Source organism: Amphibacillus cookii, assembly GCF_016908375.1.
GTDB lineage: Bacteria > Bacillota > Bacilli > Bacillales > Amphibacillaceae > Amphibacillus_C > Amphibacillus_C cookii.
Genome location: NZ_JAFBDS010000001.1, coordinates 261466 through 279306, shown reverse-complemented (window position 1 = coordinate 279306; position 17841 = coordinate 261466). Strand labels below are relative to the sequence as shown.

Here is a 17841-nt window from a genome sequence, read left to right as displayed (position 1 = left end):
AGAATGTTATCATATAACATTGCGATATGAATTTAAGATGACGATAAAGTTGAATGCGGTAAATTTTTTCAAGGTGGGGCAAAATTCACTCCGTCATCTCTTTATAAAAAACGCTATCAAAAATAAAAGGGACCACAGAGGAAATACACTTGCTTTCCGCAGACGAATAGCCGAGCCTCCTCGCAAATCCCTCTGTGGAGTCCCGCAGGTGTCTCATCTATTTCTTCTGCTAATAGAAAAAACGACTTCCATACTGATTAATGAAAGTCGTTTTTGAATTAATTTAAGAAATCATCGACACGAGCCATGACTTCTGTTTCAATTTTATTTAACTTAGCTTTTGTTTCAGCTTCTGTTTCTCCATTAACAGCAAAATAAAATTTAATTTTTGGCTCAGTGCCTGATGGTCGGACACAAAACCATGAACCATCTGCTAAAAAGTATTTTAAAACATTCGATTTTGGTAAAGTAATCGGCTCAGTAGTTTGGCCGAACACATCGATGCGTTCACTCATGTGATAATCTTCAATAGTGACGATTTCTTGATTAGCAATTGATTTAGGTGGTCTTTGACGAAAATCAACTAATAAGGCATCAATTTGTTCAGCACCATCTTTCCCTTTTAATGTCAATGATTGTAACCCTTCATAATAGTATCCATATCTCTTAAAGACATCCTGTAAGCCTTGGTAGAGTGTTTTTCCTTGCTCTTTATAGTAAGCAGCCACTTCAGCTACTAACATACTAGCTTGTACAGCATCTTTATCTCGAACAAAGTCCCCAACTAAATAGCCATAACTTTCTTCATAACCAAATAAGAAACTACGTTCTCCGGTTTCTTCGTACTGCTTGATCTTTTCGCCAATAAATTTAAAGCCTGTTAGTGTATCAATCGTTTCTAAGCCATGCGCCTTTGCGATATCTCTTCCTAATTCACTTGTTACAATGGTCTTAAATACGGTTGCATTAGCTTGAAGCGTTCCTTGCGCTTTTTTTGCTACAATTAAATAGTCAAGCATTAAAGCACCCACTTGATTTCCAGTTAACACCACATAATGTCCTTCATTATTCTTTGTCGCAACACCAACACGGTCAGCATCCGGGTCTGTTCCAATCAACAGGTCTGCTCCCGACTTCTTACCTTGTTCAATTGCAAGCGTAAATGCTTCATGTTCTTCAGGATTTGGTGACTTTACCGTACCAAATGTTGGATCGGGTTGCTCTTGCTCTGGTACCACATCAACATGTTGAAAACCCATAGATTGAAGTGCGCGTAGTACCGGGATGTTCCCTGTACCATGAAGTGGTGTGTAAATAATCTTGAGTTGATCAGCGACTGCTTCAATCATTTCGGGTTGCTGAACAACCGTTTGTAAATGTGTTTGATACGCCTGATCAACATCAGCGCCAATCATTTCAATCAGACCATTTGCTTTTAGTGTTTGTTCTTGTTCGACTTGAACGGTCAACTCATTTTCTACTGCATTTACCTTCGCGATAATATCTGCCGCCATATCAAGACCAACTTGTCCACCATCATCATTGTATACTTTAAAACCATTATATTCAGGTGGATTATGGCTTGCGGTTACCATAATGCCACTAAACGCTTTAAGATGTCGAACCGCAAACGATAGTTCCGGCGTTGAACGTAAGGATTCAAACACATAAGCCTTAATACCATGTGTTGCTAACGTTTTAGCAGCTTCCATTGCAAATAGTGGTGATTTAAAACGACAGTCATAAGCAATGGCTACGCCACTATGCTTAGCTTGCTCACCTTGTTCTAAAATATATTGTGCCAATCCATAGGCAGCTTTACGAATCGTATAAATATTCATTCGGTTTGGTCCCGGTCCTAGCTCACCACGCATACCACCTGTTCCAAATGCCAAGTTTTTATAAAAGCAATCTTCTAATTTTTTTTGGTCAACTGCTAGCTCATCTAACTGCTGTCGTAACTCTTGGTCTAGATCTGTGTATTGATGCCATTGTTTATATGTATGTTGCCAACGCATTGAATCGCCTCCGCTTCGAAATTTCCTTTTAAATTGATACCCTTTTCATTATAACAAAAATTTATGTCTACTTGGTTAAAAAATTTAGAAAAACTTGTCTTATTATAAGGTTCTTCGTTTTGCTTTGATCATATAAAACAAGCCTTCAATCAGTGGGCATTTTCGTTCTTCTCCCACTGATTACAGGTTCTTTGAGTGAATCAGGGCATTACCGGCTGTTACCGCCCATCTAAATAGATTGACCACTGCTCTCTACTTTATGGTGGGCGGTTTGCAGGCGGTTATCTGTGAATTAGCTAACAACAAAGCAAATCCGAACTTGATTCAAATATATTTGAACCGAGCTCGGATGATAGTATGCTCATCACTTTTGATTAGTGTTCTTTTCTTACTCGATAATGAGTATGCCCTTACATTCTCGACCGCTCTAACACTTTAATCGAATAGCCTTCAAGTAAAATTGAACCTGTAATCGTCTCATTTGTTTTAACATCTTTATAATCATGATCATCTAGGGTAACCACACGGACCTGATCAGAATAATTTTGCACAAATACGAAATCTGTTGTTTCATTTGAACGTTGTTGAACGGTTACACCGTCTGGTAATGCTTGATCAATCACAGGTTTTAAATCCAGTTGCTTTGCTAAAGCACGGTAAAAATCACGATTGAAATCAAGTGTTTGTCTAGCAGCCATATAGTATGCCTTTCCTGTACCCAATTGATTTACCGTTAATGCAGGGCGACCTTGATAAAAATCATCTTGATAATTAGCTAACGGAGTCGCACCCTCTAAATGAATTAAATCACATAGATCTCGCACTTGATAGCGCCCTGATAACCCCAGTTGATTTGCCTTATTAATTTGAATAGCATTGGTTTCATGGGCGTACAATGCATCAATTTCTTCCGACCAGATACCTAACGTTTTACGAAGTGGACCTGGAAAACCATTTAGGAAACAAAGATCAGTCTCATTCACAATACCCGACCAATAAGTCGTTACGAATGTTCCGCCAGTCTCAACAAACTGCTCAATTCGTTCCCCCACACCTGCTTTGACCATATAGAGCATCGGTGCAATGACCAACTTATATGATGATAAATCTCGCTCCATTCCAATCACATCAACCGGGATGCCTTGTTCCCAAAATGCTTGATAATGTTCTTGAACGGTACGCTCATAATGAATACCAATATTCCGCGGACCTTGAGCATCATTTATCGCCCAACGGTTTTCTGTATCAAAAATAATGGCTACTTCTGGCTCCACAGAGGCACCAACAAGACCATCTAATTTAGTCAATGTTTCACCTAATTCTGCAACTTCTTTAAAAACACGGGTGTGTTCATGGCCAGCATGGTCGACAACTGCACCGTGAAACTTTTCACTTGACCCGCGACTTTTCCGCCATTGAAAATACTGAACAGAGTCCGATCCATGAGCGACTGCCTGTAATGACGACAATATGTGCATGCCAGGCTTCTTTAATTTGCTAATATCTTGCCAATTGGTGAGACTTGGTGTACTTTCCATCAACAAAAATGGTTGTCCTCCCTTTAGCGAACGGAACCAATCATGATTCATCGCTGTATAAGCAGCAACACCACGTTGATCTTTAGCATCATGCCAAGTTGGATATGAATCCCAAGACACAACATCTAGATCATCTGCAAATTTATCATAATTTAACCCCTCAAAGAGCTCCATGAAATTAGCTGTAACGGGTAAATCAGGATTTTTTACTTTAAGTGGTTTGACTTCATGACGATAAAAATCTAATGTTTGGTCGGTGACGAAGCGCTTCCAATCCAGGTTTTGACCATGTACCATAGTCTCGCCGTGTGGAGCTGGTGATTCAACTTGAGACCAACTGGTATAAGTATGACTCCAAAAGGTTGTCCACCACGCATGATTTAGTGCATCTAACGTTTGATATTTGGCTTTCACCCAATTGCGAAAAGCTTCTTGACAATAATCACAATGGCATTCACCACCATATTCATTAGAGATATGCCAACCTAACACACCTGGATGATCGCTATAACGCTCCGCTAATTTCGTATTCATAATCTCCGTTTTCTCACGATAAACGGGTGAAGTGAAACAATGGTTATGGCGCATACCATGTAAATTACGAACACGATTTTTCTCTACTCGTAATACTTCTGGGTACTTTTCTGACATCCAAGTTGGACGTGCACCACTGGGTGTCGCCAAAAAGACTGATACCCCATTGTCATGGAGCCGATCAATGACTTGATCTAACCATTCAAAATCAAAGACCCCTTCTTCTGGCTCTAATTTCGCCCACGAAAAAATGCCAACTGACATCACATTACAATTAGCTAATTTCATAAGACGCAAATCTTCTTCAAAGACTTCTGGGTAAGCAAGCCATTGTTCTGGATTATAATCTGCACCATGTAATAATTTCGGTAATTTGTTACTGATCGGTTTAAACATTTCAATCATCCTAACTGAGAATTCTAGTATTTAAAAATATAACAACAGTTAATTAATTAAATTAACTAACTGTTGTTATTGTACTATATTTCACCATAAAATTAAATTGCTTTATTCAAAAAAACTATAAACAATAGTATGCATAACATCACTAATTAACTTTATAAAATTTTACATTGTCTAGGTTTATCCAATTACCTGCATTTGCATAGGAGATGACCCCTATTTCACATTGTCCATTCGTTACTTGAATATTATTTATCTCTACTTTTTTCCAACTATTTGGACTAACAGGCAAAATGGTTTGTCTTTCTATACCTCCATAATTCTTCGCATAAATATATGCCGCATCCTGCCCCCCACTGTTTAGCATCCATGCTGTAAAATTATATTCTCCATCTTCTAAATTTGTGATCACTTGATAGGTCGAAACTGCGTATGGATTATTCTTCCAATGCGTTAATTTATAGTCACCTTTCACAGCTGGTCCTTCAACGAACACTGCATCACTATCGTTTGCATCTTCGGCCCATACTCCCCAATTGGTTGGGTTATTTGTCCAACCATCTTGCTCAAAGCTATGATTACTAACTAAATTTAATGGAGGATTTTCACTAAATACAGCAACACTACTAAGAAGATTACCTTCAAAATCGAATAACGTCTGATTATCCCATGGATTTGATAATAGTCCCGTATCATTATTATATAGCTTACCAGCTTCTGTACCCCAATGGGCCCCTTCTACAGGCAACCATGTAGGTTCCCACCAAATAATCCCTCTTCCTCTATTATTCGGAACATCTTCGATAATTTCCCTTAAATCTCTTAAAAAATCCGCCTGACCATTTGGTGTGGCTGGATAGCCGCCTATATTCTCTTCATTGACATAAAATGAATTGCCGAAACCATCCCCATCTTCTAACGTGAAGGCATAAGAAGTTTCTACAATCAACACATCTTTTTGATATCTTCTACTTATATCGTTTAGATTGTAATGAAGTTCTCCCATTGTCCCATGCCAAAACGGATAAAAGGATAGACCTATAATATCAAAGTCTACATTTTGTTCAGTTATTGAATCAAACCACCATCTATATAATTGATTATCACCCCCATGATCAATATGCAATACGATTTCAATCTCATCACTTTGAGGTGCTGCATCTTTAATGCCGGCAATTCCTGCCGATAATAATTCCCCTAATTGTGTAAAATCGTCTAATCCATCTCCTACTTTGCCCTCGTCCCATAGCATACCAGAAGTAATCTCATTTCCAACTTGTACCATACTCGGCATAACACCTTCATTATACATGGTTTCTATTACACCACGACTATATTGGTATACCTCCTGCAGAAGTTGACTGTATGATAATCCTTGCCAAGCTTTGGGCTTATTTTGTTTTCCAGGATCTGCCCAAAAATCACTATAATGAAAGTCTAGTAATATATTCATTCCTTCTGCTTTAGCCCTTTTTGCTAAAGCAATGGTAGTTTCTAAGTCATTAGTACCTCCACCATACGGATTACCTTCACTATCATAAGGATCAACCCATAAACGTAAGCGAACATAATTCATTCCATTGTCACTCATTATTTCTAGTGGATCCTTCTCAATACCGGCTTCATAAAATACCCCACCCAAGCTTTCCACTTCTTCTAGCATAGACACATCCCCACCAAAGATAAATGGATGATCAGCAGCTAGAACACTCTCGGTACCTTGAACAAAAAAATGTTGATATAGAGGTGAAAAGAAAATCATTAAAGCACTAACCGTCACCAAAAGGACCAATTTCTTCCACTTTCTCATTTACATCTTCTCCTTATTTAAAATTTATCTAATCTCATTAGTATTTTTAAATAAGTTATTTACAAGTTGTCATTTACTAAGAGAGATTATTTGATGCCAAATACATTTAATGATTCTAATGCGTTCCCTTGAAAGTCAAATAACCCTTGATTAGCCCAATGATTGCCTGGCTTAGCCACATCATCACCATATAACATCCCTGCATAGCTAGCCCAACTTGTCTCGCCTACTGGCAACCAAGCAGGCTCCCAATATATGATGCCTAAACCTAATTTATCTTTGTATTTAATATTATCTATTAATAATATTAAATCTTTTAAAAAAGTAAATTGTCCTTTGACAGTTGGTGGGTATCCAGCTTTATCAGATAAAGTAGAATTAAAGATACTATCTTCTCCTTTAGGTACTTTATCAGTAAAAGCATAAGCCGTTTCAGCAATTAAAATGTCTTTCTCGTACCTTGCAATAATATCGTTAAGGTTCAATTCTAAATCTTGTAAAGATCCATGCCAATAAGGGTAGTAAGAAAGTGCAATAATATCAAAATCTAAATGTCTTTTTATTATTTCATCAAACCAACCCCGATAGAGATCATTAGCACCTCCAAAATCCAAATGAATAATGATTTTTAGATCTTTGGCTGGTCGCATTTCTCTAGTGGCAGAAACACCCGCATTTAATAGTTTAACTAAATGATCAAATGCTTCCTCTTTAGCAGGTAACGCTATATCTTCAAATTTTCTTTCTTCAAATAAATAAGTAGGTGTTCTTCCGTCTGGCCAAAGCATTCCATTTGTGATTTCATTACCAATTTGAATATACTCAGGCATCAAATCTAGTTCATTAAGCGTTTGAAGCACCTCTCTCGTATATTGATAAACACGTTTTTCTAATGCTTCTCCAAATATATTCGTCCATTTCTTAGGCTTTTGCTGTTTTTTAGGGTCGGTCCAAAAATCACTATAATGTAAATTTAAAATAAATTTAAATCCATGCATCTTCAGTCTTGTAGCCAATTTAATCGTTGTATCTAAGTCATTTGTTCCACCTAAGTAAGGTTTTCCTTCTTGATCGTATGGGTCAACCCAGACTCTTAATCTAATCGCATTAATACCTTTTAATTGTAAAATTTCAAAAAGATCCTTTTTTTCACCATTAAGATAAAAAGCACCTCCAAAAGATTCAACTTCATTTAATGAAGAGATATCTACACCTTTAATTTGTAATGTCATCAGTCTTTCTTCCCTTCCTTACTTAAAAGTAATACTTCCGCTAACCTTTAGTTCCACCAGAAGTTAATCCGGAAATTAAATATTTCTGTAAAAATAAATAGATGATTGAAACTGGAATAGCGATTAACATTGCTCCAGCTGCAAATCTAGTAAAATTATTTGAAAATTGATCATTAATGAAATTAAATAATCCTAGCGCAATTGTGTAGTTTTTTTGACTGTGTAATATAATAGACGGCAATAAAAAGTCAAACAAAGGGGTCATAAAATTGAATAAAGCGACCACTGCAAGGATTGGCTTAGCTAGTGGTAGAATGATTTTTACAAACACTGTTAAATGCCCCGCACCATCTATACGTGCTGATTCATCTAATTCTCTTGGTATCGTATCTAAGTAACCTTTGACAAGCCAAGCATTAAAAGGAATTTGCCCACCAACATATATTAAAATCAGCCCAGATAAAGTATCCAGAAGTCCGATTAAATTTAATAATATATAGAGTGCTACCATTGCCATCATTGCCGGAAACATTTGCAAAATAAGAAACGTGTATAATCCTGCTTTTCTCCCAACAAATTTATATCTAGAAAAGGCATAAGCTACTAAAGACGTCATGATCACAGATAAAATCGCATTAGAGCCAGATACAATCATACTATTTTTATACCAATTCACATAATTGCTATTCGGATCAGTGAACAGCCATTGATAATGGACCAATGACCAATTCTCAGGAATGATTGAAGAAGAATATAAACTTGTGCCCTCATTTAAAGACATCCCCAAAGCCCATAACAGAGGGTACAATATCATAATGGACATAAAACCAAAGACAGAGTAAACCCCTATCATTTCTATCGTGTTTTTAAGTTTTCTATTCATTAAATTTGTCCCTCCTCTTTAAATGAGCTTGTTTTTCTAAACTGAAATATGGCAAATAAGGAAATTAGTATACCTATAATCAACGAGATTGCAGCTGCCATGCTAAAATTATTTGTTTCGAATGTTAATTTGTATACCCAAGAAATTAATATATCCGTACCTCCAGCATTTTGCCCTTTTACAGCTGGGCCTCCTTCATTAAATAAATAGATGACATTAAAATTGTTAAAATTTGTTGTATATTGAATAATTAGTAATGGTGCCGTAGCAAACAAAACGTGTGGTAAAGTAATATTTTTGAATTTTTGCCAACGTGTTGCACCATCAACTTCAGCTGCCTCATACCAATCTTTCGAAATACTTTGTAAAACACCAGAGAATAAGGCAAAAATAAATGGGTAACCTAGCCAAGTTTGGATAAATATTAACGCTATTCTTGTATAAAAAGGATCTGACAGCCAATTTATGCCGCTACCTCCGAACAGCGGTATAATGATGTCTCTATTAATTGTTCCAAAATCATCATTAAACATAGCTGCAAAAATCAAAATAGACACAAAACCAGGTACTGCCCATGGCAGAATTAAAATGGTTCTAAAGAATTTCTTGAACTTTACTCTACTGTCGTTAGCTAACACAGCTAGAAATAAACCGAGAGCAATTTGAAAGGAAGTAGCCACTAATGTCCAAACAATCGTCCATGAAAAAACTGAAAAAAAAGTATTTCTCCATAATGGGACTGTTAAAAGGGATTTGAAATTTTCAAAACCTACCCAATCTAATAAATTTCTAGGTGGAGAGTTGTATAGATCGTAATTAGTAAATGCTAAAGATACTGCAAACAATAAAGGTAATACAACAGTAAATACAAGTAATATTAATCCAGGAGTTGTTAATAAGTATACAAATGATTTATCATAGCCTTCTTTTACAGAGTCAAATAAACTTGGTGCTTTCCAGCCCGCTTTTATTTGTTTCGCCTGCTTTCTTGCATCGTGAACATTTAAAAAATAAAACAGAACTGCAAATAAAATAATAATGATTGAAATCAAACCATACACTAACAAAAATATCGAATGATCTGTAACGGGTATCGTTCCTAATGTTATAATCCCCCACAACCCTAGCCCAATAAAGTCAATTAGCGTAATGATAAAAGCTATTTCTAATATAATAAAAATAAAACCTTTTAAATATCTCTTATTGTAAAGTTGGCCTAGACCTGCAAATATAATAGATAGAATCATAGCTAACTTAGGGTTATGCTTTTTATTAATATTTCCTGTTACTAATTGATCATCTGCCATTGCCATCCCTCACTTATAATAGGTTTTGAGCAGAACACAAATTCTGCTCAAAACCACTTCATTAATACAAATCTATTTTATCTTTGATATTTTGTACTGTTTCTTGTAGTACTTCTTCTATGTCCTCACCATTGATAATTAATTGAATCGCATCGTCCATATCCCAAACTGCTGACATTTCTGGTATATTGGGCATCGGCGTACCAAATTCAATCTGTTGCGTGTAACCATCATAAATAGGATCGTCTACGATATCAAACACATCGGGCCTAGGCGGTAGTTCCCCACTTATTTGATAATTTAATTCTGCACTCTCATCGCTTGTTAAATATTTTGCCAAGTCCATTGCCCATTCAGGATTTTCAGTATATGACGATATTAGCCAAGACTTCACACCAACAAAAGAAGGCGCATGCTCACCACCCATTTTAGGTAATGGAGCAGTAGCTAAATCTTCACCTAATGCTTCACGGTAAATCGGGATGTTCCATGGTCCGTTTACGACCAGTCCAACCTTACCTTCAGTAAATAAACCATCCAACACATCTACTGTTACTGTTCTTGGTAAAACACCTTCATTAATAAACTGCATATAATCTTCAAACCCTTGTATGGCACCTTCATTATCAAGACCAATATCTTCTATATCGTATACACCCTCTTCTTCACCAAAGATATAACCACCATTACTGTTAATAAATGAGTATAAGTAATAGAATTCTGGTGAAATGAGAAAACCATACTCGTCATTGTCTCTATTTGTAAGTTCTAGGCTCATATCAAAAACTTCATCAATTGTTTCTGGAACTTCATCGATCAATGATTTATTGTAATAAATGAAATAGGTTTCAATTGCTACTGGTGCTCCATAAATTTCACCTTCGTAAGTAAAAGCATCAATCGCTGCTTCACTATATTGTGATAATTCTTCATCAGTAAAAGTGATTGGCATGGACAAACCTTGCGCCACGACATCTCCTAGGCGGTCTTGGGGTTGGAAGAATATATCTGGACCGTCTCCTGCAGGTCCAGCCAATGCTAAACGTTGAACTTGATCAGGCATGGGTACCGTCTCCATAACAACCTCAATTCCTGTTTCATCAGTATAATTCGCAAACATTTCCCGAGCAGCTTCTTGCGCAACTTCTTCATCATTTACCCAAACAATCAATTCGTCTGGTTTTTCGGGCATTTCTCCTTCTGAAACTTCTTCACCAGAAGTTCCTTCCCCTCGATCAGGTTCACACGCGATCATTGTTAGTGCTGTCATCAATAGTAATGTCATTAAAAATAAATGATTTCTTTTTTTCATCATATAACCTCCTATTTCATAAATTAAATTAACTTATAAACTCATTATAAAGCGCTTACATAATTATTGATATATAATAATATTCTATTTAAAGTTCATATTCTTAAAAAAATGACCCTCCAAATCAATGAGCATTTTTGTTCTTCCCCCACTGATTGGTCATTGAGTGAATCAGGACATTAGCCGTCCATGATCTCTACTCTCTATTTTGAGACGGGTGTTTTACTGTCGGTTATCTGTGATAAGCCTAACCAGATTGATTAGAACTAATCTTTCTAGCTAAGTTTATCACTGTCAATAGTTTAGGAAATGCACACCTCTATTTAACATGCAAATCACGATATTGCTTTGGTGTTATTCCTTCACGGTTTTTAAATGTGGTTACAAAATGGCTAACTGCGTTAAAGCCAACTTGCTGCGCAATATCTTTCAACGTTAAATGAACATCTGTGAGCAATAACCGTTTTGCTTCCCGCATCCTTAATTGAACCAAAAACGAATACGGACTCATTCCAAACGTATCATGAAAGAGCTTATTTAAATGTTGAGAACTAATATTAGCTTGTTCAGAAATTTCAAGTAACCCTATATTTTCAGGGTATACACGCTCTAGCCATTCAACAATAGGACGAATTTTATCATAAGATTGGATCGTTGATAGGCGATCATCTAACTTACCATATTTCTTTATTAAAATCATAAACTCATAAAGTTTAGTTGACAAATCGTAGTCGATTAACGTGCGGTATGGCTGTTCCGCTTCAATAAAAGTAAAGATCTCTTTAATAAAGTGATAGAAAAGATTTGATTCTGTCTCACGGTAAACGGCAGAATAATTCATCTGCAATGCATTAAGAATACGATCAATTGCCGCTCCACTAAAAGTCAAATAAACAGTTGACCATTGACTCGTTTTATCATAATTCGGATGATACTTATGTGGTGTGTAAGGTGCTAATAATACACCACGGCCTTCTTCAAGGATCAATCGCTGATCTGCAAACTCTAACAACCCTTCTCCTTTGATGGTTTGGAGCCAATGATAATATGGATAACCTTCAGGTCGATCAAAATCAAGCTCTTGATGATTATAGCCGATGCTATCCATATAAATGGGCAATGTTTTCTCTGAAGATGAAAAAGTATAACGTATTTTCTTTTTCAAATAAACCCCAACCTTTGCATATTTGACTTCATCTATATTATAGATAATTTTATCTATAGTGAAAAGTTCCTACTTTAATTTAAGTTAAAATCGAGGGGGAAAGCAATCATGATTTATTCTTAAAGTGGAAGTAACATAAAACGAATCTTCAACCAATGGACGGAGGACTACAGGATGTAGGTCATGCAGACTTTGCCACAGGACGTGGCGGTCTTAGTCTACGATTTTACCCGCCCACTGATGGTTAACTGAGCGAATCAGGACATTACCGGCCGTTATCACTCCCCCTCAATCAATCGATTTGCTCTACTCTCTATTTGAGGTCGGTGTTTTACTGACGGTTATCTGTAATAAAGTCTTCTTTTTTCAAAATTAAGTGCGAGTGAGCTAGTAAAATTCAACACATTGTTTTACAATAGTAGAGGATTTAATTATTCTAAATAAGACGAGCCTTCAATCATTGGGTGGACGGCTACAGGACGTAGGTCATGCAGACATTGCCACAAGACGTGGCGGTTTTAGTCTACGATCTTATCCATCCACTGATTGGTAGTTGAGTAAATCCGGACATGAGCGTCCGTTATCACCTACCTCAATCGATTGACCTCTGCTCTCTATTTTCAGGTCGGTGTTTCACTGCCGGTTATCTGTAATAAAATTACCTAAATTCACCTTCTTGTTACCAAGTCAATCTATATTTTATGTATTAATTATGATAGTAAATGTAAAAGGGAGCGATTGTAAGTGTCAACAAACGATTTAAAAGATGAAATCAAGGTGTTCAGCCTTAGTTCAAACAAAATTTTAGCTAAAGAGATTGCTAATCACATCGGAGGAGAGCTAGGTAAATGTTCAATTAAAACATTTAGTGATGGTGAAATTCAAATTAATATCGAAGAAAGCGTCCGTGGTTATGACACCTATATTATTCAATCAACGAATGACCCGTCAGATCAACATATTATGGAACTTCTAATTATGCTTGATGCCTTTAAAAGAGCTTCCGCTAAAACGATCAATGTTGTTATACCTTATTATGGATATGCTCGTCAAGATCGAAAGACGAAAGCTCGCGAACCCATTACCGCTAAGTTAATTGCTGACCTTATTGAAAAAGCAGGTGCGAGCCGTATCATATCGATGGATCTACATGCAACTCAAACACAAGGCTTTTTCAACATTCCAGTTGATCATTTAAATGGGATACCTATTTTAGCCTCATATTTTTCAGACAAAAAACTTGAAGATGTGGTTGTCGTGGCACCTGACCATGGCAGTGTAAAACGCGCACGTCAATTTGCTGATCGCATTCATGCGCCTATCGCCATTTTAGACCGACGTGGGCCGCGCGATGTCGAGTACTCAGAATTATCTGTTGTTGGTGACATTGAAAACAAAACAGCTATCTTGATCGATGATATTATAGATACAGGAAGACGTTTTTCAACGGGAGCGACAGCTTTAGTCGCCAATGGAGCGAAGGACGTTTATGCCACTTGCACACACCCTGTACTTTCTGGGATTGCAACCCAAAATATTAACCGTTCACCCATTAAAGAACTTGTGGTCACAAATACAGTTGTCATTCCAGAAGATAAATGGACAGACAAAATCACGCAACTCAGTACAGCCCCACTGTTTAGTGATGCGATTAAACGCGTCCATAACGAAGAGCCTGTCAGCCCATTATTTAACTACTAATTAGTAGTAGCCGTTTATTTGAAAAGACTGAGACATAACTAGCCAAAATAATAAGAAAAGGTTCCCCCTCATCATAAAAAGAGAGTCGGAACCTTTTTTCTTTGGACTATTTTTAGGGTCTATTACACTGTTCGCAGACTTAATTGATTGACCTAAAAGAATCTGAGATGTGGTTTTAAAGTTTTTCTACTTTTGTTTAAAGGTTAAAAAGTAATGACCAAACCAAAATAATAGTATCCCTATTATCGTATTAAGTAAACTTTTAGGAATCATAGTACCTAAGTCAAGAATAATCTCATTAAAAAAGAAAACATGGTACCACGGCATAACTTGACCGGCACTTAAAAGTTCTGTAACAACATAAACAGCAATAAAAGAAATGGATATTCCTATGTCTTTGAAAAATGTCATTAGAGAAAAAGCTAACCCTGAAAAAAATATAACTTGTGGTGCTAATTGGAGAATCAGGTTTATAAAAACTTCTTGCTGACTGTTCAAAGCAATTGCCGCCACAACCATTAATAATAATATATTGTAGAATAAAACAAAGATCATTACTCTAGCTATTCCCAGATTGATTACCGATACAGGGTAACTAAATAAAATCTCGCCTCCATCTTCCTCAAAATAATCATAAAATAAATAGATGACCCACCAGCTTGAAAATGGTACAAAAAGAAATTCTATTAATTTCAATGCAATAACAAGGCTTATTTCTGGCTGACTAATTGAAAACAAATAAATGGTTATAAATAATGTCAATATAATGGGGACGTAAAAAGATACACCCATCGACTTTATCTCAAAATTCAAGTCAATATTAGCGCGCTTCACTTTCATCATTCCTTATTAGAGATAGGTAGCCATCTTCAAGTCTTGGCTCAACTAGAATAGCACTACTCAGCGGTTGTTTATCAGATAATAATCTTACTGTATACTTATTTTTAATTTGCTGACTTGAGATAATTGTGAACTTATTACTAAGTACTTCTATCTCTTCAATAGGTATTTGAACTTCCCATGTATGACCTTTAGCAAATTTAGAAATATCTTCTATTCTCCCCTCAGCAAGAACCCTACCATTTTTTAAAACACCAATGTTATCACATGCTAACTCTAAATCTTCAACAATGTGTGTGGAGATAATTATAATGCGATTACTACCAATCGACCTTAATAAACTTCTAAAACGGACACGCTCTTCAACATCAAGGCCTGCTGTAGGTTCATCAATAATTAAAATCTCTGGAGATCCTATTAAAGCCTGTGCAATGCCCACTCTTCGTAGCATTCCACCGGATAAATGCTTTATTTTTTTATTCTTATGATCACATAGGTTAACCTGGTGCACAATTTGTTCAAGTTGTTCGGTTCTATAAGCTTTATCGCTTACTCCCTTTAAAACAGCTAAATGATGCAAGCATTCCATCAGCTTAACATTTTGATACATGGAGAAATGTTGTGGTAAATAGCCAATTCGCTTACGCACCTCCGCGGACTGATCCCAGCTTACTTGGCCATAAGTAATCTTTCCCTTTGAAATTGGTAACAACGTAGCAATGGTCCTCATAAGCGTCGTTTTTCCAGCTCCATTGGGGCCTAATAAACCATATGTTCCTTTAATATTTAAAGAAATATTATCAAGTACAGTTTTTCCCTTAAAGCGCTTGGTTAAACTGTTTACAACAATACTATCCATTTATATGCATCCCCTTAGCTATAATTCTATTCTTTGTTTCAAAGACTCCCAATCGGCATTTCCGGATCTCAATTCGCTATACCATTCTCTAAAAAATAGTTCATCAATTTTGCCACTTGTTACTCCTCTATAAAGTTTTTCTGCAATTTTAGCTTTTAAAATTAATTCTGTATCTTCTTTTTCAGAATTTTGTTGATTAAAGTCAACCTGTCTTTTTAGATCGTCAACAAAAAAGTCAAAAAATGAATAGTTTGTTTCTATATCTTTGTTTTGGTTATACCAATATGAAAAAGATGCATCAAACAGTTGAGCATACGTAAGATCTTCAAAAATAACTCCTTCATATTTCCAAGTTACAGCTGGTACAAGTCCATAAGTTAAGTAAGGATTGCTCTCTTCCAAAGCACGCTCATTATTTTGAAAATAAATATTTGATGAAATAATTAATTGATCTTCACTAGCCCAAACAAATTGCTCAGGAATATTTAAATTTGAAAAGGTTGGCCTAAAGATTATTTGTTTTATGTTAAATGTTTCCTTTATATCTAAAATTCTAGTTATTTCAGTAATAGAGTTGCTAATTACACTGTTAAATTGATCAAATTCACCAAGCATAATTTCCGAAGTTAAAGGGTATATAATTTCTACGTCGTCTATTGTTTCCTTTCCCACACTTCCTGCAATTAAGGTAATACCGTTTTTTGTTTTACCTTCCCAAGTGCCATTAGGCATTTTATTTAAATTCGTATATAGTGGTTCAGGTCCGGTATAAGAGAGAGAATACTCTATTTCAGCATTTGGATGCAACGGAAGCCAAAATATATCGCTATCATAAATTTTCATCGCCGGACTCTTCTTTGTAGTTGGAAGCCACGGAAAATAAAAAGGCAAATTTACAGCTTGCTCATTTGCAAAGAAAGAAGGTGAACTAACCCCTACATAGTCAAAAGATAAAGTTAGAACTTCCTGCGGTCTTATGACTGACGGCAGATTTACTGAAATCAGATCTCCTTTTTGTTCATAATTTAATGGATTATCTCCATTCGAGACCTCGTTTACTTTTAAATTGTGATACAACGAAAATGTCAACATATCCATTGCGGTTTCACCAATATTCTGCAAAGTAACATCAACTGAAGCAGTAATCTTTCTGTTCGTGCTTAACACTATATCGTATGCTTGTATGATAATATCATCACGGTCTTTCTCCGGAAAAAGGTCATGATAGTCTTCATAATAATTATAGTCATACTCAAAAACCGCATCTGCTTCTCTATCAAATACCAGAACCTGATCCTCCTGATTAAGGGCATAACTGAAAGGCATACTAACTAGGAAGATTACTAAAGCAATAATAAAATTATGTATTCGACGTGTTTTAAATCCAATAGATAAAAAAATAAGAGCAAATAGAAAAGTTATCCACAGCCCTTTCTTTAGCCACTGTGCAACTTCAAGAGAATAACCATATAGAGCATGATAAGGTTCGTAAGGGTTGGCCTGTCCTAAATTAAACAGGTTGGATAATTCTAATGTGTGCTCTATATTAAACAAAAAGCCTAATTGAATCATGAAGGGCGTATTAAGTGGACTAATGAGCAACCAAACTAAAATTATGAAAACGTAAAGTAATTTACCTTTAATCCAAAATGCAAATAATGACCCAATTATTCCTCCAATAAGAAAACTTAACGACCAATACAGTAAAATATAAAGCGCTGCACTCAAGTAAAAAGAAGAAATCGATAAACCACTAATATAGAGCATTAAAAACAACGAAAAGATAGAAATTAGCGAGAAAACTAAAATAAGAGATAAAAAAAACAAAGCTTTACCGAGCATCTTGTGTAGTGTACCCCATTGAATTGAGCTCAATAACTCATCAAGCTTTACTTTTTCTTCTACTCTAATAATTTGAACTCCTAACATCATTGAAACAATAATCCCACCCTGAACAACAAAGCTTGATCTGGCTAATGTTTCTCCTGGATCATAATCCAAAAAGAGATAATGATAAAACAACGTTTCTACATATAAAAATGCTAGGACGAACACTAATAAAAAAAATTTATTACGATAAAATATTTTCCAAATGATTTTAAAAGAATCCCATATCATTGTATTAATACTCCTTATACTGTTAATCTATTTCCATTATAGCATTAATTTTAACTAAAAAAATGGAGTGAACGGATACGGTTACGTTATTAAAGACTGGAGTAAGTAACTGAATTTAGTGC

Annotated in this window: 12 protein-coding genes; 1 reads left to right on the top strand and 11 read right to left on the bottom strand. The window is 35.8% G+C overall.

Translation table 11 applies throughout. The features are described from left to right. Positions 1 to 278 precede the first annotated feature (278 nt). The 8 genes from JOE23_RS01135 to JOE23_RS01100 all read right to left on the bottom strand — a co-directional run bounded on the left by JOE23_RS01135 (position 279) and on the right by JOE23_RS01100 (position 12201). Positions 279 to 2018: a phospho-sugar mutase gene (locus JOE23_RS01135; RefSeq protein ID WP_204435456.1), complete on the bottom strand. Its 1740-nt coding sequence runs from the start codon at positions 2016 to 2018 to the stop codon at positions 279 to 281. 410 nt (positions 2019 to 2428) lie between these two features. Continuing rightward, positions 2429 to 4495, bottom strand: a complete 2067-nt coding sequence (locus tag JOE23_RS01130) for a beta-galactosidase (protein WP_204435455.1) — start codon at positions 4493 to 4495, stop codon at positions 2429 to 2431. A 142-nt stretch (positions 4496 to 4637) separates the two neighbouring features. After that, a complete protein-coding gene (locus tag JOE23_RS01125; protein WP_204435454.1) occupies positions 4638 to 6302 on the bottom strand; it encodes a glycoside hydrolase family 53 protein in 1665 nt (554 codons plus the stop codon). An 86-nt stretch (positions 6303 to 6388) separates the two neighbouring features. After that, on the bottom strand, positions 6389 to 7534 hold the full coding sequence (locus JOE23_RS01120; protein ID WP_204435453.1) for a glycoside hydrolase family 53 protein: 1146 nt from the start codon (positions 7532 to 7534) through the stop codon (positions 6389 to 6391). Positions 7535 to 7574: 40 nt separating this feature from the next. Beyond that, positions 7575 to 8417 carry a sugar ABC transporter permease gene (locus JOE23_RS01115; RefSeq protein ID WP_204435452.1) on the bottom strand — a complete coding sequence of 281 codons (843 nt, stop codon included), beginning with the start codon at positions 8415 to 8417 and terminating at the stop codon, positions 7575 to 7577. Then, positions 8417 to 9724: a carbohydrate ABC transporter permease gene (locus JOE23_RS01110; RefSeq protein WP_204435451.1), complete on the bottom strand. Its 1308-nt coding sequence runs from the start codon at positions 9722 to 9724 to the stop codon at positions 8417 to 8419. The genes JOE23_RS01115 and JOE23_RS01110 overlap by 1 nt, the downstream gene beginning before the upstream one ends. 61 nt (positions 9725 to 9785) lie before the next feature. Next, positions 9786 to 11036, bottom strand: a complete 1251-nt coding sequence (locus JOE23_RS01105; protein WP_204435450.1) for a sugar ABC transporter substrate-binding protein — start codon at positions 11034 to 11036, stop codon at positions 9786 to 9788. A gap of 319 nt (positions 11037 to 11355) precedes the next feature. After that, complete coding sequence (locus JOE23_RS01100; protein WP_204435449.1) at positions 11356 to 12201, bottom strand: AraC family transcriptional regulator; 846 nt, start codon at positions 12199 to 12201, stop codon at positions 11356 to 11358. A 744-nt stretch (positions 12202 to 12945) separates the two neighbouring features. Between JOE23_RS01100 and JOE23_RS01095 the strand changes: the two genes are divergently transcribed. Next, positions 12946 to 13902, top strand: a complete 957-nt coding sequence (locus JOE23_RS01095; protein WP_204435448.1) for a ribose-phosphate diphosphokinase — start codon at positions 12946 to 12948, stop codon at positions 13900 to 13902. A gap of 186 nt (positions 13903 to 14088) precedes the next feature. On the opposite strand, the gene JOE23_RS01090 is transcribed toward JOE23_RS01095, so the two are convergent. From JOE23_RS01090 to JOE23_RS01080, 3 genes are read right to left on the bottom strand one after another with little or no spacing between them, the layout of a single operon-like run. Then, positions 14089 to 14736, bottom strand: a complete 648-nt coding sequence (locus JOE23_RS01090; RefSeq protein WP_204435447.1) for a hypothetical protein — start codon at positions 14734 to 14736, stop codon at positions 14089 to 14091. Then, a complete protein-coding gene (locus JOE23_RS01085; protein ID WP_204435446.1) occupies positions 14723 to 15601 on the bottom strand; it encodes an ATP-binding cassette domain-containing protein in 879 nt (292 codons plus the stop codon). The genes JOE23_RS01090 and JOE23_RS01085 overlap by 14 nt, the downstream gene beginning before the upstream one ends. A gap of 18 nt (positions 15602 to 15619) precedes the next feature. Beyond that, complete coding sequence (locus JOE23_RS01080; RefSeq protein ID WP_204435445.1) at positions 15620 to 17719, bottom strand: YhgE/Pip domain-containing protein; 2100 nt, start codon at positions 17717 to 17719, stop codon at positions 15620 to 15622. Positions 17720 to 17841 lie beyond the last annotated feature (122 nt).

What these genes read in the sequence shown, in the direction of transcription:
- JOE23_RS01135 (WP_204435456.1), bottom strand. Translation starts at nt 2,018, where the DNA reads ATGCGTTGGCAACATACATATAAACAATGGCATCAATACACAGATCTA.
- JOE23_RS01130 (WP_204435455.1), bottom strand. Translation starts at nt 4,495, where the DNA reads ATGATTGAAATGTTTAAACCGATCAGTAACAAATTACCGAAATTATTA.
- JOE23_RS01125 (WP_204435454.1), bottom strand. Translation starts at nt 6,302, where the DNA reads ATGAGAAAGTGGAAGAAATTGGTCCTTTTGGTGACGGTTAGTGCTTTA.
- JOE23_RS01120 (WP_204435453.1), bottom strand. Translation starts at nt 7,534, where the DNA reads ATGACATTACAAATTAAAGGTGTAGATATCTCTTCATTAAATGAAGTT.
- JOE23_RS01115 (WP_204435452.1), bottom strand. Translation starts at nt 8,417, where the DNA reads ATGAATAGAAAACTTAAAAACACGATAGAAATGATAGGGGTTTACTCT.
- JOE23_RS01110 (WP_204435451.1), bottom strand. Translation starts at nt 9,724, where the DNA reads ATGGCAGATGATCAATTAGTAACAGGAAATATTAATAAAAAGCATAAC.
- JOE23_RS01105 (WP_204435450.1), bottom strand. Translation starts at nt 11,036, where the DNA reads ATGAAAAAAAGAAATCATTTATTTTTAATGACATTACTATTGATGACA.
- JOE23_RS01085 (WP_204435446.1), bottom strand. Translation starts at nt 15,601, where the DNA reads ATGGATAGTATTGTTGTAAACAGTTTAACCAAGCGCTTTAAGGGAAAA.
- JOE23_RS01080 (WP_204435445.1), bottom strand. Translation starts at nt 17,719, where the DNA reads ATGATATGGGATTCTTTTAAAATCATTTGGAAAATATTTTATCGTAAT.